The sequence below is a fragment of the Endozoicomonas sp. SCSIO W0465 genome (assembly GCF_023716865.1).
GTDB lineage: Bacteria > Pseudomonadota > Gammaproteobacteria > Pseudomonadales > Endozoicomonadaceae > Endozoicomonas.
In genome coordinates this window covers 1,818,442-1,844,041 of record NZ_CP092417.1, presented here as the reverse complement: position 1 = coordinate 1,844,041, position 25,600 = coordinate 1,818,442, and the positions used below count along the sequence as shown (strand labels likewise).

General features: G+C 49.0%; 14 protein-coding genes. 4 read left to right on the top strand and 10 right to left on the bottom strand.

Translation table 11 applies throughout. From position 1 onward, the window contains the following. Positions 1–167: 167 nt before the first annotated feature. From MJO57_RS07890 to MJO57_RS07850, 9 genes are all read right to left on the bottom strand, one after another. The gene (locus MJO57_RS07890) at positions 168–1,748 is read right to left on the bottom strand and encodes a SpoVR family protein (protein WP_252024291.1); all 1,581 of its coding nucleotides are present in this window, start codon (positions 1,746–1,748) and stop codon (positions 168–170) included. Continuing rightward, the gene (locus tag MJO57_RS07885) at positions 1,735–3,024 is read right to left on the bottom strand and encodes a YeaH/YhbH family protein (RefSeq protein WP_252020654.1); all 1,290 of its coding nucleotides are present in this window, start codon (positions 3,022–3,024) and stop codon (positions 1,735–1,737) included. Before MJO57_RS07885 ends, MJO57_RS07890 begins: the two co-directional genes overlap by 14 nt. A 97-nt stretch (positions 3,025–3,121) precedes the next feature. Then, a complete protein-coding gene (locus tag MJO57_RS07880) occupies positions 3,122–5,044 on the bottom strand; it encodes a PrkA family serine protein kinase (protein WP_066017856.1) in 1,923 nt (640 codons plus the stop codon). 256 nt (positions 5,045–5,300) lie between these two features. After that, a complete protein-coding gene (locus MJO57_RS07875; protein WP_252020653.1) occupies positions 5,301–5,558 on the bottom strand; it encodes a hypothetical protein in 258 nt (85 codons plus the stop codon). Between the two features lie 110 nt (positions 5,559–5,668). Continuing rightward, a complete protein-coding gene (locus MJO57_RS07870) occupies positions 5,669–7,054 on the bottom strand; it encodes a TolC family outer membrane protein (RefSeq protein WP_252024290.1) in 1,386 nt (461 codons plus the stop codon). 142 nt (positions 7,055–7,196) lie between these two features. Then, the gene (locus tag MJO57_RS07865; protein ID WP_252024288.1) at positions 7,197–15,326 is read right to left on the bottom strand and encodes an Ig-like domain-containing protein; all 8,130 of its coding nucleotides are present in this window, start codon (positions 15,324–15,326) and stop codon (positions 7,197–7,199) included. 97 nt (positions 15,327–15,423) lie between these two features. Then, positions 15,424–16,788 (bottom strand): HlyD family type I secretion periplasmic adaptor subunit, encoded by a 1,365-nt coding sequence (locus MJO57_RS07860; RefSeq protein WP_252024286.1) that lies wholly within the window; start codon positions 16,786–16,788, stop codon positions 15,424–15,426. A gap of 1 nt (position 16,789) precedes the next feature. Next, on the bottom strand, positions 16,790–18,541 hold the full coding sequence (locus tag MJO57_RS07855; RefSeq protein WP_252024284.1) for an ATP-binding cassette domain-containing protein: 1,752 nt from the start codon (positions 18,539–18,541) through the stop codon (positions 16,790–16,792). A 600-nt stretch (positions 18,542–19,141) separates the two neighbouring features. Beyond that, positions 19,142–20,200: a transposase gene (locus MJO57_RS07850; protein ID WP_252017920.1), complete on the bottom strand. Its 1,059-nt coding sequence runs from the start codon at positions 20,198–20,200 to the stop codon at positions 19,142–19,144. A 369-nt stretch (positions 20,201–20,569) separates the two neighbouring features. Here MJO57_RS07850 and MJO57_RS07845 point away from each other — a divergent pair, with 369 nt between their 5' ends. Beyond that, the gene (locus MJO57_RS07845) at positions 20,570–20,800 is read left to right on the top strand and encodes an SDR family NAD(P)-dependent oxidoreductase (RefSeq protein WP_252024281.1); all 231 of its coding nucleotides are present in this window, start codon (positions 20,570–20,572) and stop codon (positions 20,798–20,800) included. Positions 20,801–20,813: 13 nt separating this feature from the next. Here MJO57_RS07845 and MJO57_RS07840 read toward each other — a convergent pair. Continuing rightward, positions 20,814–22,384 (bottom strand): IS3 family transposase gene (locus MJO57_RS07840; RefSeq protein WP_252017319.1). Its coding sequence is split into 2 segments (ribosomal slippage): positions 20,814–21,910 and positions 21,910–22,384, totalling 1,572 coding nucleotides; the frame shifts between segments, so codons are not numbered across the junction. Here MJO57_RS07840 and MJO57_RS07835 point away from each other — a divergent pair. From MJO57_RS07835 to phaR, 3 genes are all read left to right on the top strand, one after another. After that, positions 22,384–22,971, top strand: coding sequence for an SDR family oxidoreductase (locus tag MJO57_RS07835; RefSeq protein ID WP_252024278.1), 588 nt, complete (start codon positions 22,384–22,386; stop codon positions 22,969–22,971). The genes MJO57_RS07840 and MJO57_RS07835 overlap by 1 nt on opposite strands. Before the next feature lie 127 nt (positions 22,972–23,098). Further along, positions 23,099–24,883: a class I poly(R)-hydroxyalkanoic acid synthase gene (gene phaC, locus MJO57_RS07830; protein ID WP_252020647.1), complete on the top strand. Its 1,785-nt coding sequence runs from the start codon at positions 23,099–23,101 to the stop codon at positions 24,881–24,883. Between the two features lie 357 nt (positions 24,884–25,240). Then, positions 25,241–25,582 carry a polyhydroxyalkanoate synthesis repressor PhaR gene (gene phaR / locus MJO57_RS07825; RefSeq protein WP_252024275.1) on the top strand — a complete coding sequence of 114 codons (342 nt, stop codon included), beginning with the start codon at positions 25,241–25,243 and terminating at the stop codon, positions 25,580–25,582. Positions 25,583–25,600: the final 18 nt, after the last annotated feature.

The following is a 25,600-nucleotide window of genomic DNA, read 5'->3' as shown; positions in this document are numbered from 1 at the left end:
GGTCAATCTCGGAAGTTGCACGGTGTATGAGAACCGGGGTTGCGATTATTGGTCGATGAACTATGATTCTACCGTCGTTCATCGACATACCTTTGCGTTGGAGCACCAAGTCCCGGTGTAACCTGCACCGGGCACCCCCCCACTATGACGCATCCTGCCTGTGAGCTCTAGCGGTTGATCCGCTTCTTTGACGTCACCTTAACCTGTTCTTTGCTGCCGGTGTTTTTCGTAATAAAGATGTACTGGACGATGTTATCCTGGTCTACCGAGTCCAGTTTGACATCAAACCCCCACAGGCGGTGCAGATGTTTCAGCAGTTCATGGGTACTGTCCCTGTCCAGCGGGCGATTCTGGTGCAGGTAATGGCGCAGGGTCAATGAACGGTCACCCCGGACATCCACGTCGTACACCTGTATATTGGGCTCCCGGTTGCCCAGGTTGTATAGGGCGGCCAGGTTTTCCCGCAACTGCCGATAACCCTGCTCGTCATGGATGGCATCCACTTCCAGATAGGGGTTGATGTCGTTGTCATCGATGCTGAACAGGCGCATGTCCCGCATAACCCGGGGGGAGAGGTATTGAAGAATGAATCCCTCGTCCTTGAAGTTCTTCATGGCAAAGTGCACGGCGTCCAGCCAGTCACTGCCCGCCAGATCGGGGAACCATTCACGGTCCTCTTCCGTGGGCTGTTCGCAGATCCTGCGGATGTCCCGAAAGATATTGAACCCCAGAGCATAGGGGTTTATCCCGCTGTACCGCGGATCATCAAAGGCCGGCTGGAACACGACACTGGAGTGTGAATGCAGAAATTCCAGGATAAAGCCTTCGGTGATCAACCCTTCATCGTACATTTCATGCATCAGGTGGTAGTGCCAGAACGTTGCCCAGCCCTCGTTCATCACCTGGGTTTGCCGTTGCGGGTAGAAATACTGCGCCACTTTACGCACGATGCGGATGATCTCCCGCTGCCAGGTCTCCAGCAACGGCGCGTTTTTTTCGATGAAATAGAGCAGGTTCTCTTCCGGGTCTTTCGGAAACCGTTCATCCTGATGCGACTGTGATTGCTCGCTGACCGGGATGGTGCGCCAGAGATCGTTCAGGTTGCGCTGGATGTACGCTTCACGCTCTCGCAAGCGTGCCTGTTCCTGTTCTGCAGAGACCGGGGCGGGGCGAACATAGCGGTTGACCCCCTGGTTCATCAGCGCATGGCAGGCGTCCAGCATCTCCTCTACCGCTGAAACGCCATGTTTCTCCTCGCACTGGGCGATGTAGTGCTTGGCAAACAGCAGGTAATCAATGATGGCGCTGGCGTCCGTCCACTGCCTGAACAGGTAGTTGCCTTTAAAAAAGGAGTTGTGGCCGTAGCAGGCGTGGGCGATCACCAGGGCCTGCATGGGCATGGTGTTCTCTTCCATCAGGTAGGCAATGCAGGGGTTGGAGTTGATCACGATTTCGTAAGCCAGCCCCATCCGCCCCCGCTGATAGTTCTGTTGGTTATTGAGAAAGGTTTTCCCATAACTCCAGTGATTGTACATCAGGGGCATCCCCACCGATGAGTAGGCATCCAGCATCTGTTCAGAGCTGATCACTTCAATCTGGTTGGGGTAGGTGTCCAGCCGGAATTTATCCGCCAACCGGGCAAACTCGCGGTCGTATAGGTCCAGCAGTTCGAACGTCCATTCTGACCCGGTGGACAGCGGTTGTTTTCGCCGGATGGTGTGCTTTTCTGGTGCTTCAGCGACCAACATGAGAGCCCTCCTTTTTTTCAAACAGACGCCGGAAGGTCGGGTAGATATCTGAATAGCTGTGGATGTGCTGCATGGCGAAGTGATCCGGGTAAGATTCGGCTATGGTAGCGTACTCGTACCAGAGGTTCTGGTGGTGCTGGTCGGTTATCTCTACGTAGGCGAAGTACTGGCATACCGGCAGCAGCTTATCCAGGATGACGTCATAACATTTTGTCGAGTCTTCGCCCCAGTTATCCCCATCCGAGGCCTGGGCGATGTAGATGTTCCACTGGCTGGGCGGGTACCGCCGTTCAATGATGTCATGGGTGAGCAGCAGGGCTTTTGAGACAATGGTGCCCCCGGTTTCCCGGGCGTAGAAGAAGTCGTGCTCATCACACTCCCTCGCCTCACTGTGGTGCCGGATAAAGACCACTTCCACGGCTTCGTAGTTGCGTTCCAGGAACAGGTAGAGCAGCAGGAAAAAGCGCTTAGCCATGTCCTTGATCTCCTGCGTCATGGACCCGGAAACATCCATGACACAAAACATCACCGCCTTGCTGGAGGGCCGGGGTACCTTGGTCATGTTGTTAAAGCGCAGGTCAAAATCGTCAATAAACGGCAGTCGTTTGAGCTTCTTGTTGAGCGACTTGATCTCTTCCCGAAGAGCGGTGGCCTGCTGCTGATCGGCAGGGTCCGGACTCACTTCCATGGCCCTGAGTTGTCGCTTCAGGGTTCGGATCACTTTCCGGTCTTTACCGGACAGGGCGATGCGACGGGCATGGGCAGCCCGCAGTGAGCGCACAATATTCAGCCGGTCCGGGGAACCAGCGGTGGTAAACCCGGCCCGTTTGAGTTGATAGTCGGTGCTGTCTTTCAGTTCTTTTCTCAGCAGGTTGGGCAGCTCCAGGTCATCAAACAGATATTCCAGGAACTCGTCCCGGTTGATCTGGAAGACGAACTCATCTGCCCCTTCGCCACCATCACTGGCCTGCCCCGCACCACTGCCCTGTCCATCGCCACCCGGTGGCCGCTGAATGCGGTCTCCACGGTGGAACTCGTGGTTGCCAGGATGCACGTGGCCGCAGTGTCCCCCCTGTGCGTGGTGAAAAAACGGCTCACTGAGGTCTTTCCTGGGAATAGTGACGTCACTGCCACTGTCAACGTCGGTGATGGAACGCTGGTCAATGGCATCCTGGACGGCGGCTTTGACATGATGCCGGTAGCGCTTCAAAAACCGCTGCCGGTTCACGGTGCTCTTCTTTTTTCCATTGAGGCGCCGGTCGATGATGAGGCTCATGATGAACGCTCTCCCGATAGCTGCAGTGCTCGGTGGATCAGCCCCGCTGAAGGGGCTGGCGATGGGTCCGCGACAGGGCGGGTCAGTCAGTGCGGAATCATTGAGACTTCCGGACCCGGATGTACCATTCTGACAACAGCCGTACCTGTTTCTCGGTATAACCGTGGACCACCATACGGGAAACGAAGTCCGCGTGTTTTCGCTGGTCTTCCTGCGACCCTTTGGCATTGAAAGAGATGACCGGCAACAGGTCTTCGGTATTGGAAAACATTTTCTTCTCAATGACGGTACGCATCTTCTCGTAGCTTAACCAGCTGGGGTTTTTGCCGTCGTGGTTGGCCCGGGCCCGCAGTACAAAGTTGACCACTTCGTTGCGGAAATCCTTGGGATTGGCGATGCCCGCCGGTTTTTCGATTTTTTCCAGCTCTTCGCTCAAGGCGCCCCGATCCAGAATATGTCCGGTATCCGGGTCCCGGAATTCCTGATCCTGAATCCAGAAGTCAGCGTAGGTAATGTAGCGGTCAAAGATGTTCTGACCGTATTCGGAGTATGACTCAAGGTACGCGGTCTGGATCTCCTTGCCAAGAAACTCAATGTATTTGGGGGTCAGATACTCTTTGAGAAAGGCGAGGTAACGGTCCTGGATTTCTTCCGGAAACTGGTGCTGCTCAATCTGCTGTTCCAGCACATAAAGCAGGTGTACCGGGTTGGCCGCCACTTCAGTCGGATCGAAGTTGAATACTTTGGACAGGATCTTGAAAGCAAACCGGGTAGAGAGCCCGTTCATGCCTTCATCCACCCCGGCCATATCCCGGTATTCCTGCAATGGCTTGGCATTGGGGTCGGTGTCCTTCAGGTTATCACCGTCGTACACTTTCATCTTGGAGTAGATGGAAGAGTTCTCCGGCTCCTTGATCCGTGACAGCACGGTAAACTGGGCCAGCATCTTGAGGGTATCCGGGGCACAGGGCGCGGCCTTCAGCGAGCTGTGTTCCAGCAACTTCTGGTAAATGTGCACCTCTTCACTGACCCGGACACAGTACGGCACCTTCACGATGTTGACCCGGTCGATGAAGGCTTCATTGGTCTTGTTGTTCCGGAAGGACTGCCATTCGGACTCATTGGAGTGCGCCAGCAGAATCCCCTCGTAGGGAATCGCCCCCAACCCTTCGGTGCTGTTGTAGTTGCCTTCCTGGGTGGCGGTCAGCAGCGGGTGCAGCACTTTGATGGGCGCCTTGAACATCTCCACGAATTCCATGATGCCCTGGTTGGCCCGGCACAACGCCCCCGAAAAACTGTAGGCGTCGGGATCGTCCTGGGAATACTCTTCCAGCTGGCGAATATCCACCTTGCCCACCAGGCTGGAAATATCCTGGTTGTTTTCATCACCGGGTTCGGTTTTGGCAATAGCGATTTGATTCAGCCGGCTTGGGTAGAGCTTAACCACCCGGAACTGGGTGAGGTCGCCCCCAAATTCGTTCAGGCGTTTGACCGCCCAGGGAGACATGATGTAATTGAGGTAGCGACCGGGAATGCCGTATTCCTCCTTGAGAATAACCCCATCCTCATCAGGATTGAACAGCCCCAGCGGGGATTCAAACACCGGCGAGCCTTTGATGGCGTAAAACGGCACCCGTTCCATTAACTGCTTCAATTTTTCGGCCAGAGAAGACTTGCCGCCTCCCACCGGGCCAAGCAGGTAAAGTATCTGTTTTTTCTCTTCCAGCCCCTGAGCCGCGTGTTTGAAATAAGAGACCATCTGCTCAATGGCCTCTTCCATACCGTAAAACTCTTTGAACGCCGGGTAGCGTTTGATTAACTTGTTGGAGAAGATGCGGCTCAGTCGCGGATCACGGGCGGTATCAATTACTTCTGGCTCACCAATGGCTTTCAGCATGCGCTCGGCCGCATTGGCATAGACCGACGGGTCCTCTTTACAGAGTTTGAGATAATCCAGCAGACTCAGCTCTTCCTGTTGAACCGCTTCATACCGTTGCTGGTATTGCGCAAAAATGGACATAGTAGACATCCCACCGTTATGGATAGAGAGGAAGAAAGAAGACATCGGATCGGATCAGACAGCAGAGCAACACAGCTGCCTCCCTGGTCCCATGAATACAAATGCACGCCTCCCATGAGGCCTGTAGCCTGACAGGCAATCAACGAGTCTCTCCGTGAAATGATCAACGAATCAAACCTGGGTATCACTTGAAGCAAAAAAGACCGGTACAGCACGCATACCGTGACTGAATGAGGCGCAGGCTATGTTGATGAAGTTACCGGCTCTTTCGGTAACAGTCCCTGATGCCGACCTCTTTCAGGGGGTAACTGTCAATCAAATGATGATAAATCTGACTGCTCTGCTGTTCACAGGCAAGGGCGATCTGTCGTTCAATGTCGGAAAGGTTCGCTTGCGCTGCCACCGCTCGTTGAATCACGGCATGGACATCCACATGCAGCGCTCTGGCTTTGCTGAGCAAATCGGCAGAGAGGTCGGTTTCAAATGCAACAGGGCTTTCATAAGTAGTTTTCATAGCCATAATTACTCTATTTACTCATTATCTATCGCTTAATTATAGCTGCCGGAACATTTATGTTCTGTAAGGGAGCTTATTTGAACAACATTAGGAGCAACTCCCAGCAACTACATTACATGGACTACCGCCAAGCCACACTGATTCTCAAACTGGAGTTTTGCATTAAGTGCTGTCAACAAAGAACCAGTGCTATGTAACAAACGAAATTGATTAAACACCAAGTCGAACTGAGCATTGATTTCACTCTGCCTTGCCGAGGTAAATTCGCTTTGGCTGTCCAGAACATCCAATAGCGTCCGGCTACCGACTAAAAACTGCTTATCATAAAGTTTTCTCGACTTTCCCGACTGACGAACATACTCAGCCAATGGAGATAAGCGCTGAGCTCCAAAATCCACGGCAATCCACGCCAATCGAACCTCTTCTTCTACCTGCCTCCTGGCTCGGTTACGAACCTCTATCGCTTCATTGACCAATTTACTCGTCTGGCTCAGGCGCGCTTTATCCCCACCGCCATTGTACAAGTTATACGTTACATTTAATTTCGCTACGTGAGTGTATGTATCCCCCTTGCCCCCATTAGCATCCTTATCCCAATTAGCCCCTACCTCCAAATCAAGCTGAGGCAGAAATGTGCTTTTACTGGCTTCATATTGAGCCTCTGCTGCTTTAACATCTTCACTGGCGAGTTTCATAACCGGGTGATCCATAACAGCCTGCTGTATCGCCAACTCCAAGGACACCGGTATATATGGGGGTACCTGGGGTAATGAATACGACAACGGTAAATTTCCGACCAACCGCTGATATTGCGTTTTAACATCCTTAAGTACAGACTCTGCACTGATTTCATTAGTCTTCGCCAGAACCAGACGGCTTTCAGCCTGTGCCACATCAGCCTCATTACTACGCCCTTTCTTTCCCTGTATTTGAATCAACTCAACAATACGGGCATGCTCCAGTGTGTTTTCCTGCATCAATTCCAGAATGTCCTGCTGGCGCATAATATTGATATAAGCTTGCGCAACACTCAAAGCAATATCCGATGCCTGAGAACACAATTCTTGAGAGGCTGATGCCTGACGAGCCGATTGACGCAGGACTTCACTTCGAACCCCGAAGCCATCAAATAGCATTTGCCTGGCACGCACTGCAGCTTCACGATGCGTTCTTTTCTGGTCTTTACTGTCAGCACTACCGGCATCATATGCGCCAATGGTGGTACTGTTTCGACTGTTTTCATAACCAATAGCCGCTGAAAAATCGACAACCGGCAAATAACCTGCACGCGCCTGTCGAATTTCATCAACCCTGGCGCCAGCCTCAATGGCTTTAACGAGAATCTCAGGACTTGTCGCCAGAGTTTGATTAATGGCCTCAACCAGTGTATCTGATTGACTGGAAGACGACATGACGATTGTAGAAAGAACCATCAGACAGCCAAACGACTGTCGACACCGAGTTTTTACATTTTTAGAGTAAAACAAAGCCATACTCCTGTGATTCAGTTATATCAAAGGGATGTTAAGTTGCTACAAGAATCGAAGTGAACAAAACAACCGTGCTTTGTTCACTTGGTACCCAGCGAGTGAATGCAAACAATCACGTAGCTATAAAAGGCGACGGGTATACCGATCAGACAATCAGTTGCCCATTATTGATAAGTTCCATCAGCACATCCTGCCCAGTCATATCATTGACATCGTGATCCCCCCAACCGCCAACATGATGGAGCTCTATGTGCAGCGTATCCCGACTGCTTTCAGCCGTATTTTTCACAATATTAAGGGTGACATGATCCTCATCGATAATATCCACACTCACGCCGTTTTCATTAAGGGTCGATAGCAGTGCATCAACATCCATGTGCTCATCTTCTTCTACCTCAACCAGTGCACTGATATCCAGAACATCCGCGGTTGGATCAGAGTTCACATCACCAACCACAAAATCGAGAATTTTATCCGTCTGTACCGTTTGATCATCAAGCAAGTCGTCAATATCAAACACAAACGTGTTTGAGCTGCTGCCATCCGTATGCCCTCCCGTTAAGGTATCGTTGCCTTTTCCACCGTAAAGCGTATCGGAACCACCTTCCCCATCGATGGTGTCATTTCCATCACCGCCATACAGCTGATCCTGACCGGTTCCACCCCTAAGAATGTCATCACCCAAGCCTCCACGAATAACATCGTAGCCTGACTGACCGGAAAGTTGATCATCACCGGTTCCACCTGAAATCAGGTCATGACCACTCCCACCGTCAACGGTATCGTTACCAGCCCCTCCCAGCAAAATATCCTGACCGCCTTCACCTCGAATAACGTCGTCGCCCGCAAGGCCGTCAACATAGTCGTTTGCCTCCGTACCCTCCAGTTTACGGCCAGACCCAAGGTCTACGGCGTCACTCAGTTCAGTGCCAGTCATAACATTCTGCACAGTGTTCAACGTTAGAGTTGCCGTATCCGTATTGCCGCTACTGTCACTCAGTGTGTATTCAATGCTGTGCTGATCAACCGCAAGAGCATCCGGAGCCACACCGGGTAGAACCTTGTCAAAGGCAATACCGGTGAAAACGCCGCGGGCATTCGCCGATGTACTACTGCCTGCACTGATCACCATACGACCAATGTTGGTGTATTCTGCAGGAATCGAAAACATTGGCTGATCATCGCCACCGGCATACACCTGCCCCAGTTCTGCCCCGTCGGTGCGAAAGAGCGTAACGGTCATTGCCCGACGATCATGACCTGTCACCAGATCCAGCGTGATGTTGGCAACCCCATCGGGGTACTCACTGGAAGAAAAGTCGATCACCAGGTCTTCATGCCCTTCAATGGTATTGTCGTTATGCCCCTGAACACCGATACGGCCATTAGCAAAAACCACGGAAGTATCCGGCGTACTGAACTCCACGCCATTAATGGTGTAGGAATCCTCAAAATCGACATCTATTCTCTGTGATGGGTCTATATGACTTTCAACTGGCTGAGCAGGGACATAACGATAATAGCCGGTGTCGCTGAATGTTAACTGTCCACCATCACTCAAGGTAATCGCTTCAGAGCTACCCTCGGTAATTTGATGAGTAACACCGTTATATTTGATGGCGATAACCCGCGTATTTTCAGGCGTGCTGTCAACGCCTGAGGCCTCAATCGTAAAGGGTGTCACCCGGTCTCCAGCAGCTACGCCACCGTCGGTACCGGTACCAGTAATGACGTTCCCTTCAATAAACGCCTGCTCCGGCATCAGGGTGTCGATATCATCATTGGCCTCTGGAACGCCCTCAACAATATTAATCGTTGCAGTCCTGACCGGGCTTCTGTCTCCATCGCCATCAACCACCACAAAATCAATATTAAATGAGTCTCCAGACAGGTTGTTCCTGGCAAAATAGGTATATTGGCCCGTCTCAAAGTTCAGAAGCAGTTTGCCCCATTGCTCAAAACCAGTGTCACCATCCAGGGTCAAAATCGAGCCCATGATCACGGGCAAGGCCGGGTTGCCCTGAGCGGCAATGGTTTTGGCTTCCGGATCATAGGTAAAGGTAACCGGTTTGATGCCCGAATCAGTCGCCAACTGAAACTGTACGGAATGAACATTGCCACCATCGGCACCAAAGCCATGCTCGCTGGCAACCAGGCTCCCCCCATAACTGCTGGGCACAGTATCAAGCAGCGCCTGTTCCAGTTTCACGGGGTCAGCAACAATAATCGGAGCCCCAGCCTGGCCACTTTCCAGCGCATCCACAGTGTGAATATTGTCCAGATAGGATAGATCCTTGACACTGGAACCCACTGCCAGTGCATAGGATGAAATATGATTATCTGCAGAAAAGGACTGCCACTCTTGAGATTTCACTGCTGCTTCGGCCCCATCCGTTGGTGCGCCATCCGACAGAAAATAGCTGATGTACTCAACGTTATCAGGAGCCAGCCCTCCATCAGTATCATTTGCAAACATTTCCTGAAACGCTTTTTCACCTTCAGACAGCGCACTGGCATATTCTGTTTTCCTGTGAGTATCAAGATTGGCCAACCGACCTAAGGCTTCTTCCAAACTTGCAGCAGGCCCATTTGCCTCATCAATGATACGGCTCCCCTGGTCAAAGGTGACAAGACTGACCTGAACGTTAGAAGATTGCTGGTAATACTTCTCCAATAATGAAGAGACGCCAGCTACGGCCAAATCCAACCGTGTGGTGATGGTTTCATTATCAGGTAATTCCACTTCACCATTAGCTTTGGCACTAACCATACTCTCCGAAGTATCCAGGATAACCACAATACGATATGCGGGTTCAGCACTGGCGGGCAAATCAACACTCTGGTTACTGGTGATTGCTTCATCATCAATCACCGTCACCTCCAACTGCGAAGCGGTACCCGCACTGGTTGCGTACAAAAAAGTTTCTGCCACCGGGTCTTGATGATCCGCCGCCTGGGTCAAGTGATAGATATAATCGCCGGTTGTTGTATTAATCGTCAGCTCACCGTATTGACCACTTACGGAAACCACACCCACACCGACTGCCTCACCATTGACATGGGTAATCGTCGTCTGCTCAGGAACCTGGTCATTCACCAGCAGGTTTCCGGTGGCTACACTGACACCGGTACCGTCTGCCTGTCCAAGCTCTGGACTGGTATCAAACACCGTTTCTGAACGGCCAGAGCCTCCTGGCAGAACGCTTTCATGAACAACTGCACGATCGACAGCACCATCAACCACCGTGACCCGGAATGTTGAATTTTCTGTGGATGAGTCAGAACTGTCGGCTCGCACAACCAGGTCATAGTCCCCCTCCTCCAACGCCACACCGGGCTTAACCCACACTTCCCCGGTTGATTCGTCTATTTCAAACTGATCAGTCGCTGTAACCAGTGAGTAGGTAATGACATCTTCCGGATCAGGATCTTCAGCATGGGCGGTAATGCCGGTATAAGCACCACCAGTCTCCCCTGCTACCAGACGGTTGGGCTGTTCATCACTATCAACAGGAGGGGTTATCGATCCATCCTGATGGGCTGCAACCGAAATAGACACTTCAGCCGGTGAAGGGTCAACACTATGCAGGTTGTCTTTGGCACGATAGAGAAATGAGGTATCTCCATTCCAGTTTTCATCCGGAATAAAATAGAGATCCAACCGTTCTGTGCTGGCAGGATATTCAACACCAGCAATGACCCGGGCAGCTCCTTCACGATCCAAAAACAAAGCACCATGTTCAGGCAATGTATCAATAATAAAATGGTCAACACGGCCATCGATATCACTGCCGGATAATATGATGGGAATAAAGCCATCGTCTTCCTGACCGTTCGCATGAAGTGCATCGGTTCGAGGGGCATCGTTGACCGGGTTAACCGCGATGGTCGAAGTTATCACCGTGCTGGTAGCCTCTCCATCACTGACACTCCAGCTTATCACTCGATCATCAGTATTCGGGTCATCGCTGTTATTGGCATAGGTTACCTTTTCCAGCAGTGCCTCAAACTGCGCCCTGGTAATCGTTTCCGGCTGCCTCGCCAGCAACGTCAAAGCGCCGCTCTCCTGATCAAAACTTACGTCAACACCATCGGGAATATCCTCACCAGTCAGGCCCAACACATCTTCACCTGGCTGATAGTTACCCGTAATCTCAACAACCGCACCCTCCAGATACGTATCATCCACATCAATCAGAGTCAGGTTACTATCTATAATCACCGCACCATCATTCTCATTGTATTGTAGATTTCCGGACTGATCCCGTAAAACCGGTGCGTCGTTGATAGCTGTTACCTGAATGATGGAGGTGGTTTCTGAGCTGTAGGACTCACCATCACCAACGGACCAGCTCACTGTTCTTTGCGTGGTCGCCGGATTGTCGCTGATGTTGGTATAAGTGACCTTTTCCAACATTGCCTGAAACTGCTCTTTAGTGATGGTACCTGGCTGTTCAGCAGTAATATTCAATTTACCGGCCAGCCCATCAAAGCTCACCCGGACTCCCGGTGGAGTATCTGAAGAAGTCAGACTCAACAGATCCTCTCCCCGTTGGTAATTACCGCTGATCTGGACCTCAGCACTATCGATGAAAAGATCATCCACATCATTCAGGCTAAGTTGATCATTGATGGCAACCGCTCCATCATTTTCGGTATATTGCAAAACAGCAGACTGAATATGTAGCTCCGGAGCATCATTACTGCCAGTCAGACTAACAACAACGTTTTGTGTAACAGTCCCGCCATTATTATCATTCACAGTGATCGTATATGTCTGGGTTAATGTCTGGCCTGTAGCCAGGTCACCAAGATCCGCATCCGGTACTGAGTAAACCCACTCAACCTCTCCAAGTCCATCACCTGTGGTATTGTCAATGATCAGTGGTGTAAGTGTTCCGCGGTAGTTATCATCAGCTGGCGTGACTGTCACCGACTGCACATCACTAAGGTCCACATCAGTAACGGTAAAACGGCCGCCATCGGAAAGCACCAAATTACCCGATGAATCATCACTTTCATTAATCTCATGAACACTTGCTGTGGATTGACTGACAGATTCGATAATGGGGTCATCGTTGGTACCGGTAACGGTAATCGTTGCCGTGGAGGTCGATTCTGCCCCTTCGTCATCGGACATCACATAGCGCACGGTCACTGTCGCGCTTTCACCGTTGGCCAGGCTGTCGAAGTCACTGCCGGGGACGAACTGCAGCTGGTTGTTCACCACGCTGACGATCCCCTGGTCGTTTAACGGATTCCCCTCGCCATCGACGATCTCCACGCTGTCGAGACTGAAGCTGGCCGGGTTGTCGCTGCTGTCAATATCCGTGTCGTTGGCCAGTACATCAATGGTCAGTGGTTCATTTTCGTGACCGGTGGCGGTATCGGCACTCGCCATCGGAGCGTCATTGGTACCGGTAACGGTAATCGTTGCCGTGGAGGTCGATTCTGCCCCTTCGTCATCTGACATCACATAGCGCACGGTCACTGTCGCGCTTTCACCGTTGGCCAGGCTGTCGAAGTCACTGCCGGGGACGAACTGCAGCTGGTTGTTCACCACGCTGACGGTCCCCTGGCCGTTTAACGGATTCCCCTCGCCATCGACGATCTCCACGCTGTCGAGACTCAAGTTGCCCGGGTTGTCGCTGCTGTCAATATCCGTGTCGTTGGCCAGTACATCAATGGTCAACGTCTGGTTCTCGTGACCGGTGGCGGTATCCGCACTGGCCACCGGAGCGTCATTGGTACCGGTGACGGTAATCGTTGCTGTGGAGGTCGATTCTGCCCCTTCGTCATCGGACATCACATAGCGCACGGTCACTGTCGCGCTTTCACCGTTGGCCAGGCTGTCGAAGTCACTGCCGGGGACGAACTGCAGCTGGTTGTTCACCACGCTGACGGTCCCCTGGTCGTTTAACGGATTCCCCTCGCCATCGACGATCTCCACGCTGTCGAGACTGAAGTTGCCCGGGTTGTCGCTGCTGTCAATATCCGTGTCGTTGGCCAGTACATCAATGGTCAACGTCTGGTTCTCGTGACCGGTGGCGGTATCGGCACTGGCCACCGGAGCGTCATTGGTACCGGTAACGGTAATCGTTGCCGTGGAGGTCGATTCTGCCCCTTCGTCATCGGACATTACATAGCGCACGGTCACTGTCGCGCTTTCACCGTTGGCCAGGCTGTCGAAGTCACTGCCGGGGACGAACTGCAGCTGGTTGTTCACCACGCTGACGATCCCCTGGTCGTTTAACGGATTCCCCTCGCCATCGACGATCTCCACGCTGTCGAGACTGAAGCTGGCGGGGTTGTCGCTGCTGTCAATATCCGTGTCGTTGGCCAGTACATCAATGGTCAGTGGTTCATTTTCGTGACCGGTGGCGGTATCGGCACTCGCCATCGGAGCGTCATTGGTACCGGTAACGGTAATCGTTGTCGTTGCCGTGGAGGTCGATTCTGCCCCTTCGTCATCAGACATCACATAGCGCACGGTCACTGTCGCGCTTTCACCGTTGGCCAGGCTGTCGAAGTCACTGCCGGGGACGAACTGCAGCTGGTTGTTCACCACGCTGACGGCCCCCTGGTCGTTTAACGGATTCCCCTCGCCATCGACAATCTCCACGCTGTCGAGACTGAAGTTGCCCGGGTTGTCGCTGCTGTCAATATCCGTGTCGTTGGCCAGTACATCAATGGTCAGTGGTTCATTTTCGTGACCGGTGGCGGTATCGGCACTCGCCACCGGAGCGTCATTGGTACCGGTGACGGTAATCGTTGCTGTGGAGGTCGATTCTGCCCCTTCGTCATCGGACATCACATAGCGCACGGTCACTGTCGCGCTTTCACCGTTGGCCAGGCTGTCGAAGTCACTGCCGGGGACGAACTGCAGCTGGTTGTTCACCACGCTGACGGTCCCCTGGCCGTTTAACGGATTCCCCTCGCCATCGACGATCTCCACGCTGTCGAGACTGAAGTTGGCCGGGTTGTCGCTGCTGTCAATATCCGTGTCGTTGGCCAGTACATCAATGGTCAACGTCTGGTTCTCGTGACCGGTGGCGGTATCCGCACTGGCCACCGGAGCGTCATTGGTACCGGTAACGGTAATCGTTGCTGTGGAGGTCGATTCTGCCCCTTCGTCATCGGACATCACATAGCGCACGGTCACTGTCGCGCTTTCACCGTTGGCCAGGCTGTCGAAGTCACTGCCGGGGACGAACTGCAGCTGGTTGTTCACCACGCTGACGGTCCCCTGGCCGTTTAACGGATTCCCCTCGCCATCGACGATCTCCACGCTGTCGAGACTGAAGTTGGCCGGGTTGTCGCTGCTGTCAATATCCGTGTCGTTGGCCAGTACATCAATGGTCAGTGGTTCATTTTCGTGACCGGTGGCGGTATCGGCACTGGCCACCGGAGCGTCATTGGTACCGGTAACGGTAATCGTTGCCGTGGAGGTCGATTCTGCCCCTTCGTCATCGGACATTACATAGCGCACGGTCACTGTCGCGCTTTCACCGTTGGCCAGGCTGTCGAAGTCACTGCCGGGGACGAACTGCAGCTGGTTGTTCACCACGCTGACGGTCCCCTGGTCGTTTAACGGATTCCCCTCGCCATCGACGATCTCCACGCTGTCGAGACTGAAGTTGGCCGGGTTGTCGCTGCTGTCAATATCCGTGTCGTTGGCCAGTACATCAATGGTCAGTGGTTCATTTTCGTGACCGGTGGCGGTATCGGCAATCGCCACAGGGTTATCGTTTATATCTACACCCAGTGGGTTCTCATCAAGCGTATTACTTATGTTATTTGTTTCTACATTAATAAGTGTTGCAAAGTTTGAAGTTTCAAAACCAGCCTCAGGCTGGACACTGATACCACTTAAATCAAAAATTTCCTGGGTACGAGACCCAGAATTACTCGTGGTATCTACTTGATTCGTTTCGCCAGCCTGTGGAGAAGGCAGTAGCTCTGAAGGGTCACCACCAGCCAGAATAGTTTGTGGTATTTCGTACTGTTCTGCTTCAATTTCCAGCTTCAGCTCTTCTATTTCCGGTGAAAGCCTGAAAACAGCATTATCATTAAACACAACGGACTGACCTGAATCCAGCTTAATATTTATTGTGCCATCATAAGTCATAATGATGTCGTCCTTATAAACAATACCTCCTTTATTCAGAACACGACCTTCTTCTTGCGAATTGACAGCTTCAACCCTCCCTGTTACAGACTCAACAGTTCCAACCGATTCCTTCTGCTTTGTTTCAACTTCTGAAAGATCGTTCATATTCACCTCCCGAATATAAACTGTTAATAATCAAACCATAAATCTCAATTTATTTCTGGCATAGAAAATGCATAAACACTATATCAACAATTCACAACTACCTTTCACTAAAAGCCAGTTGTTTAGCTCTAAGCACCGGTTTTAAAAGGTAATCAAGCAATGTTTTTTTTCCTGTCAATATATCAACCATTGCCACCATACCCGGAATTATAGGGCGAGCATTGTCGTTTTCATTTCCCAGATTATTAGCTTTCGTTACAACTCTAGCAAGATAAAAGCTATCTCCTTTTTCGTCTTCAATGGTATCTGCACTGATGCTTGTCAATGTACCCTCTATGCCACCGTAAATAGTGAAATCGTACGCGGTAAATCTGACGGTAGCTTGTTGACCAGGATGAAGGAAGGCTATATCTCTAGGATGTATCTTCACTTCAACTTCCAGTGAATCATCAATCGGCGTCAGTTCTATGATGGTCATCCCTGGCTGAACAACCCCGCCCTCCGTATTAACAAATATTTGGTTGACAACTCCCCGCATCGGCGCTCGGACAAGCGTTCTGTCAACTTGATCACTCACCAGTGCTTCCTTTGCCGACAGTTCGTGCAACACACCGATGGTTTCATTCAGCTCCAGTCTTGATTTATTTACAAAACTTAACTGGACTTCTTTCAACCTTTGAAGAGCCTCTTGCTGCTGCGCTTCAACTTGCTCAAGTTTTTTTTCATAAACTTTCATCTCTCCTTGAGAATCACTCACTTGCCGCTCAAGCCTGAGCACTTCAACTTTAGAAACAGCACCTTCCCTGGCTAACTCCCTGGCCAGTTTTAATTCTTCAAACAAAAAACTATACCGTCGCCCCAACATCTGTCGGCTGGCTTTCAACTCAGAAAGTTGTTTTTCCATCTGGGCTATTTGATGCTGAACAATCCCTTGACTGCTTTCAAACTCTTTTTGGCGGTTCAGAAAAAGCTCTGTTTCTTTTATAACAAGATCTGGAACTTCATTTATCAGGTCTTCTGAGAACAGTGGTTCCCCACCTTCGACCTCTGCTATCAGGCGAGCTTTCTTAGCCTCCAACGTATGCTTGTTTACAACTTGCCCTTTTTTTAATGACGAAAAACGTGTGTCATCCATAACTATTAATACTTGATCTTTATCAACAACATCGCCCTCAGCAACCAATATATCCTCAACAATCCCACCTTCAAGATTCTGTATATTTTGAACTTGGCTTGATGGAGTTACTCTCCCATCCCCCCGAGCAACTTCATCAAGGGAGCACCAGTTAGCCCAAACAAGAAATGTTATTAAAAAAATACTGGTAAGAATCAATAAAGGCCGACTTCCCTTCGTTATAATGTTTATGTCGTCTTCAATGGATGCCTTAGTACAAACATCTTCACTATTATCAACAGAGCTACTTTCTGAAATACGCCTTATGCTGACCTTTTTCTCGTCCATGTCAGACCACAGCCTCTTCATTATTCGAAACTTTTCTTTTAACATTGCCTTTAGCTGCATCTCCTGCGACATGGATCCTTCCTTTATCGAGTACAACGATGCGATCCATCGTGTCCAATAAACTTTTCTTATGGGTTATCATAATGATTGAAACGCCACTCATATTCTTTAACAGTTCACAGAATTGAGCTTCAGCCTGTGAATCCATTGCATTCGTAGGTTCATCCAGCATTAAAACTTTTGGTCGATTTATCAATGCACGAGCCACACCTACTGCTTGCGCCTGCCCCCCAGAAAGGTACCGCCCACCTTCTCCAACATGAAAGTCCAGCCCTGCACTGCCAAACTTTACAAAGCTCTCCAATCCTGTTTTTTTAAGTACTGCCAAAATATCCTCATCCTGAACTTCCGGATGATGCATAGTGATATTGCTCCGAAGTGTGCCGTTAAACAGTTCTGTTCTCTGAGCAACATACCCCACATGACACCGAAACCAACCAGGATCAAGCTGACGTAAATCAATATTATCCACTCTTACACTGCCGGATTTTGGCCTCCAGAGCCCAAGAAGTATCTGCAATAACGTGCTTTTACCAGACCCCATACGGCCAAGTATGGCCATTTTACAACCTGATGGAATATCCAGGTTAATATCCTGCAATAAATCACACTCCTCTTTGTATGCGAAGGACAGACTCTGAACCGTAAAATGTCCTGCGAATCCCCCCGGCTTTAATAATGTGGATGTCAACGGCTTTTCCTGGGGAAGGTTTATGATTTGCTCTGTATGATTAAGAGCTTGCACCGCTTTTTCGTACTGATTAAGCAACCCAATAACCTGAGAGACCGGAGAGGCACACCGACCTGCAATCATCATAATGGCAATCAGCCCACCCATGGATAACGATCCAGAACCGATAAGGTAAACACCGCAGGCGACCAGTGCGACAGTATTAAGTTGCAACATCAACATCGTAGTTTGACTGGTCAATGTCTGCAGTTGACGAATTTTAAGGCTACTATCAGCAACACTGCGATTCAACGCATTCCATTCCATCTGATTCTGGGGTTCTGCGTTACTGGTTTTTATTGATACCAGTCCAAGCAACAGCTCCAATAGAAAATTCTGCCTCTGGGCTGAAGCAGACTGTTGTTTTGTTATCAATAATTGAAGCTTACGATTCAAAACCCAGGCAAGCATCAAAGCGATACCGATACAAATCACTGGAATAAGAACAATCGCCCCACCCAACCAGTATACTAAAGCAAGAAAAAGAATCACAAAGGGCAGATCAATAAAAACCATAATTGTGGTAGATGTGATAAACGATCGAACGCTGTCAAACTCTGCTAATTGATTCATCAAATTACCCGCACTTTCTGGTCGATCAGCAAGACTTAAACCAAGCAATCGTGAAACCAGACGTGATGACAGTGATATATCAATCTGCCGACCAGCAAGATCTATATATCTTGTTCGAATAAACCGAATCATTGCTTCAAAAAAAAAGGCTATTACCACTCCAGTCACCAACATCCATAATGTTTCAACTGCTTGATTGGGGACAACCCGGTCATACACATTCATCACAAATAGAGGCGTGACTAAAGCAAATAGATTGACCAATAAACTGGCTACAAGAACATCTCTATACACTTTCCAGTATGGAGCTAATGCCTTCCAAAACCACGAATAGCTATTTCGGTTTTTAGTTTGTTTTTGTTTATCAGAAAAATTCATATAGTCTTCCAAATAAAAAATACACTTATCTAACTTGGAAATTTCATAAATTAACGTGAGGTAGGCGCATCGATACTGCTGATAACCTATGTAATACAGCCAATCCTCAGACAAACGACAGATTGATTATCAAAAATCTGTCAGAATCCTCCAATTTTGCGATTAGATCTTGTTATTGCCATGACAAGTGCGAATAGAAGGCATAACTATTAGCATTATGTAGTGGTCAAGTAATAAAGCAGTTCAACTATGTTAGGTGCTAACCAGTAACCTCTATCAGAGAGACATGATTTTGCCCCCCTATTGAAAGGAATCTGTAAAGACTTTAACGCAGAGATATCACTTTCAGATTAGATGATAAAGGACGTCTATACTATAGTTTTTATGAGTTCATTGATCGTGGCGTTTTAGATTTAGAAGTTATGAAAGCTCTTGCTAACTGAAGTGGCTCTTTTCGTATTGCAGACTGCTGATTTCATAAATCAGGCTGGAATCCTCCTGTGGCAGGGCTTGGCAATATTTAGCCAGCAGTTTCCTGAAGGCATTGTATATCAAGGCCTTTGGCCAATTTTCATTGCAGAGCAGTCTGTAACCCGAAAAGAGCCACTGAAGTTACGCAGCTAACAGCTCTCTCAGCTGCCCCAACGAAGCTTTCAGCCCTGCCATATAGATTTTGGCTCTGAGCTGAAAGTGATTCAGATTTACTTTCAATGACAATACTTCCAACCTGAAGGCTGAGTAAATTGAAAGAAAGATATGATTACTCTGTGTTCTCACAGTATGCGCCGGTGACTTGGCCATTGACGCATTCGATTTCAGCGTTTTATGGAAGACCTCGACTTTCCACCGTTTCTCGTAGATTGCCTTGAGAGTCTCGGCATCACAGTCAAGATCGCTGCAAACCAGATAGAGAATGCCTGTGCTTCCGTCTTTGTTTTTAAAGACCTGACGGTATAGCAGAACAGGGAAATCGACACCTGCTATCCACCCTTGTACAGGCTTATCTTCTGAAAAATCAACAGTATCTATACGCTGTGAACGGCCTTGTAATTTGTCGTCCAGACTGAGGGATACCTTGCGGTTTGACTTCATCGCCATCAGGAAATGTTTATTACAGTCGTGTCGAATAAACATCATATTGTCGTTTGAGCAAAACCAGCTATCTGCAAGGACATAGCGGAACATAAGCTGGTTATGGCAGCAAATCATCAGCATCTCCCGCATCATTTCATTTTTGGTTTGCTCTGCATATCGTCTTACCTTTTTTGTCTTCAAGTCGGTGTACAGGATGGTTTTCTCGATCAATTTATAGGCGACAGGAATCGACGCATCTCCGGCATGGTAGTGTGCATTGAGCAGATTTATACCTTTCACGGTGCGATTTTTTGTATGATCAAAATGCCAGGTGTTCAGGGCATTCTCTTTGCTGAACTGCTTTTCCTGAATCGTATCGTCAAAGATCAAAACCCCATCACTGCACTCAACCTGTCGCACGACGGGTTTAACGTAAAGCCATAAGTCACGACTGGTAAACTCATTGTTTGAAAGCAATCGGGTGAATTGGTCATGACTGTAGACATTATCCAAAAGCTCTGACACTCCCGTTGCAGTGGTCTTCCCAGACGACGACAACAGGTAGTCAGAATAAAGTTCTATGAGATCATTTTTCATGCCACCAATAATGGCTGATTTTCAGCAAGGTGCGTAACTTGAGTTGCTAAGATATCTTGCATCTACAGGCTTTGTTTCGATCTGGATCAAGGAGCCTCTCGTACTTCGTACTTATCGCTGACGCTATTTCGAAACAGCCAAATTAGGCTATTCTATACTGTTTTTCGTTGAATTTATTAGAGGAGTAGCTGACATTAAGTCAATATAAAAACTGACTCTAGCTGGGTTTGCGCTCACTACGGTCGGGTAAGTCCGACAAACTCCTATCGCTATCAAAACACAGCATCTGAGAAGTATTCATTCGCAGCAATTCAAAATGTAAGAAAGATTGTTTTTTTAATACTTGTTCGTAGTAACAAGGGGGTTAGTGTGACTAAAGTAGCAGTAGTGACGGGTGGTACGCGAGGAATTGGTGAAACAATCAGTACTCACCTCAAAGACCTAGGTTACACCGTTATTGCAAATTACGTAAGCAATGATCAAGCAGCACAAGCATTTATGGATCGTACCGGTATCCCTGTTATTAAGTTTGATGTAAGTAACTTTGCAGCCACCCAAAAGGGTATCTCGCAGATCGAAGTACGGTGTTTGTCAACATAGTTGTCGCCTCAACTTAAGCGGCTTTGCTTAGTTGATCATCAGCAGGTCTGTCGGGATTCAACCAGACTTCATCAGCCAGATCCCAGTTCCTTGTTGACCTCTTTCCCCAGCGCTCTGGGTGACGTTCTTTGGCTTGTTCATAAACCTTTCTGCGGTTAGCCATAAGCACCTTGGTTTCACCACGATGCCTTTGCCCGGGTGTCAGAAATTTCAGCCCACTGTGCTTGTGCTCTTCGTTGTACCATTGGGCAAAACCATGCACCCAGCTACGTGCTGCTTCAAGATCAGCAAATGGCGTGCGCGGATAACCAGGGCGGTATTTCAGGGTTCTGAATATGGCCTCGGAAAAGGGGTTATCATCACTGACCCGGGGACGACTGAATGAGCTCACGACCCCAAGACGCTGCAGTGTTGACAGCATAGTGCCACCCTTCATGGGACTACCATTATCTGAGTGCAGAACCAGTGGCCACTCCAAGGCTGCAATTCCCTGTTTGATACAGGCTTTAGTGATCATTTCTGATGCATGCTCAGCTGATTCGGTTTCATGAATTTCCCATGTAACAATCATACGACTAAAGATGTCTATCACCAGGTACAGGTAATAAAACTGCCCCCGTATCGGAGAGCGCAGATAGGTAATATCCCAGGACCAGACCTGGTTGGGTCCGGTAGCACACCAGGACGTTGGCTTATACCTGTTTGGCTTGGCAGCACTGCCCCGATGATGCTGTTGCCCTGTTTCCTCCAACACCCGGTAAAATGTCCTTTCAGACCCCATATAGAGACCTTCATCTAACAATGTGGGCACAATCTGGCTGGGCGGAAGGCTTTTGAACCGCTCGCTGTTACAGACGTCAACAATCGCCTGTCGCTCAGCTTCAGAAAACTTGTTAACCGGTTCTGGCCTGTCAGCATTTTTGCGATTATCTGCGCGCACGTCATCACCCTGCATCCAGCGTTGTACAGTTCTTTCTGTAAGACCAAGGGCTTTGCAGGCTTTTGACTGACGAGCCCCATCTTTAACTGCCTGTTTAATCAGGCTAACAGCATTTTGTCGATCCGGGAGAGAGACTAATCGTCCTCTGGCGCCCCCCAGATCTCTTGGGCCTTTTTTGTGAGTACCAGCAAGGCAGCAGTTTCTGCTAACGCCTTGTCCTTGCGATTGAGTTCACGCTCAAGCTTTTTGATGGTTTTCTTATCTTTTTTGTGTTCGTCAGACAGCGCCTTACGCTGTTTTGACTGACTTTCAGGCTGGACAGAAACACTGTTAATAAAGGCAGCCTTCCACTGCTGAATTTGTTCAGCAAACAGACCTTTTTTACGACAGTATTCAGCCATTTCTGCTTCATTTAACGCAGCCGTTTCAATGATTACGGCTAACTTGTTTTCAGTTGTCCATTGATCTGGATTCTTTCCGTCGCCCGGCACAGGCACTCCTTTAGATACTGCTTTCTTTCGCCAAGTGTACAGGGTCACATCAGAGATACCAGTCTCACGTACCAACTGCGAAACTGGCACATTATTGGGTGGCATCATCTTCTGAATGATGGACTCTTTGAACTCTTCTGAATAGCGGGCCATTGATTACTCATAGACCGCCCCCTGTTGAGATTTCTAATTTCAGGAGAGGCGACAACTATGCTGACACAGGGGGAGTAGACTTCGGCCCTACTGATATCCTTATCAACAACGCAGGCATTACACGCGATAAAACCATGCACCGAATGGACGTCGAACAGTGGGACGCCGTCATTCAAACCAACCTTGCCTCTTGCTTCAATACCTGTAAGGCCGTGATCGAAAATATGCGTTCCAGGAATTTTGGTCGTATTGTCAATATTGGTTCAGTCAATGGGCAGTCAGGCCAATACGGCCAAGTCAATTACGCCGCTGCAAAATCCGGTATACAGGGCTTCACCAAAGCACTGGCGCTTGAAAGTGCGGCCAAAGGCATCACCGTCAACGCCATCACCCCGGGTTATGTTGACACCGATATGGTTCGCGCGTTACCTGAAGCCATCTTGGAAAAAATCACCGATAGTATTCCCGTTGGTCGACTGGGTACACCTAAAGATATTGCCCGAGCAGCGGCCTTCTTAGTCAGCGATGACGCTGGTTTTATCACCGGTTCTACACTCTCTGTTAACGGCGGCCAACACATGTACTAATCGACAGTCGATACTTATTGATTCGCTGACACCTAAGTACCTCAATACTTTGGGGGGCATTAATTGGGAGGAGGTAAGGTTGGTAAACCAGAGTGATCACTTCGAGCAGCTATTCAGCAGCCCCCTAGTGAAAGAAGTAGCTGAAGGGTTCTTAAACCTTCTGGATAATAGTCTCTCCCATGCCATGCGAAACCGGCACGACCGGTTAACCCCCAAGGCTATCCTCGAAAATCTGATTAAACAGTGGCGAGAGCAACCCGTACAAATGGACGCAGCTCAACTGATTAAGCTTCAGATGGATTTTATGGAAAATCAGCGGCAGCTTTGGCAACAAGTTGGCCAGGCTTTTTTTAAAAAACAGACCCTGTCTCAATTTACTGACGAGGGCGAGCGCGACCCTCGTTTTCAGGATAGTGACTGGAACACAGAGCCTGTGTTTTACTTCTTAAAACAAGCCTATCTGTTAAACGCAAAAATGCTGGAAGATCTCGTCGAGCAGTTTGAATTTAAAGATCCCCAATTCAAGCAACAAACGAAGTTCTTCACCCGTCAGTTTGTCAGTGCTCTTTCACCTGCGAACTTCGCATACAGTAACCCGGAAGTTTGCCGCGAAATCCTTAAAAGCAAGGGCTCCAACTTACTAAAAGGCATGGAAAATCTAGTTCGTGACCTCAAACAAAGCCCAGCCGATGCTTTGAATATTTTGCAAACGGATCTTGAGGCTTTTGAACTCGGTACAAATCTTGCCGCCACACCAGGTGAAGTGATCTACCAAAACGACCTGATGCAGTTAATTCAATACACTCCGGATACCAAAAAATGCTTACAGCGACCACTGTTGTTTGTGCCACCGTTTATCAACAAGTACTACATTCTTGACCTCGATCATAAAAAATCGATGGTGCACTGGCTCGTTAAACAGGGTTTCACCGTCTTTATGATTTCCTGGGTCAATCCATCGGCGCAAATGGCTGATAAGCAGTTTGACGATTACATGCTTCAAGGTCCGGTGGCAGCTCTTGATGCAGTGGAAGCTATCACGGGAGAGAATAAGATCAACACCGCTGGTTATTGCGTTGGTGGTATGCTGCTGGCCACTACGCAATCATACCTGCAAAATATTGGCGACGAACGTATCAACAGCATGACATTTTTCACGACCCTTCTCGACTACGATGAGCCAGGAGAAATAGGTAATTTTATCTCCGAACAAATATTATCCCATTTAGAAAAAGAGACTGGCACTCATGGTGTGCTGGATGGTCGTATTCTGGGTATGAGCTTTAGTCTTTTGCGAGAAAATAACCTCTACTGGCCATTTTATATTAACAACTATCTCAAAGGGGAAACACCCTCCGCATTTGACATCTTATACTGGAACAGCGATGCAACCAACCTGCCCGCCAATACCTTTAACTTCTACATTCGCAACGCCTATCTCAACAACTGCTTTGTTGAGGCCGGTAGCGTGATCCTCAATGAGGTACCCATCAATCTGTCTACGATAAATCTACCCACTTACTTTGTAGCCCCTAAAGCTGATCACATTGTTCTTTGGGAAAGCGCCTACCAAAGTGCTCGCCGTCTTGGCGACGGAATCAGCCGACAGGCAGCCATGAAGCGCTTTATCTTAGCTGGCTCCGGCCATATTGCTGGCATTATCAACCCCGCTGAATCGGGTAAATACCCTTACTGGGCCTGCGACAGCAGTGTCGGCAATGAAAGTTTACCGGAAGATCCCCACGCTTGGCTGAACGAGGCCACCAAGGTGGAGGGCTCCTGGTGGTGCGACTGGTATCGTTGGCTGGCAGGCCTTTCAGGTGACAAAGTCGATGCTCAGAAAGTTGGGATACATCCAGATTTTCCAGCGCTGGAACCCGCTCCTGGTAGCTATGTAAAAGTGCGAATTTAAAACAAGGCTCTATTTGATTTCCGAACTGCTCTGCAGTGAAAATTGGATGTGGACCACGCAATGTAAGGCTTGAGGGCAAATTGCCGAGCAAAGCTCTGAGAGCCTTTAATGATAAGTGCTTCAGCCAGGTTCAATCTGGGAACAGTCTGTAATCCAATAAGAGCCTAAAACAATATCAAGATTGATATCGCCTGTAATTATTGACCAATCAGTATTCTCATTAATGCCACGATCCATCATAATCGTGGTTTTTTATGCTGTGAATTTATCCTCCAACGGGATATTGAGGGAACCGCTACTTTGAAGTTACCTGCTCCCTTAATGTTTTCTTCAACCTTCACCATGTAGGAGCTGGCTTTGATCACAATCAAAAAGTATCCCAACCGACGATTGTACGACACATCTCAGAGTCAGTACGTTAATCTTGACTATGTAAAATTATTAACTCTGGAGCATATTGACTTTGCAGTAGTTGATTCTAAAACTGGCGATGACATCACCAAGAGCATTCTCCTGCAGATCATCAGTGAACAGGAGAGTAGTAACGAGCAATCATTGCTTACAGATACGTTGCTGAAACAACTGATTCGTTTTTACGGCGATGATATGCAAGTTTTTTTACGTCAATACCTGGAGCAGAGTCTGAACCACTTCCTCAAGCAACAGGTAATTTCTCAAAAAGTGCTGGAAGCAGGATAATTTCGGTCAGTCGTCTAT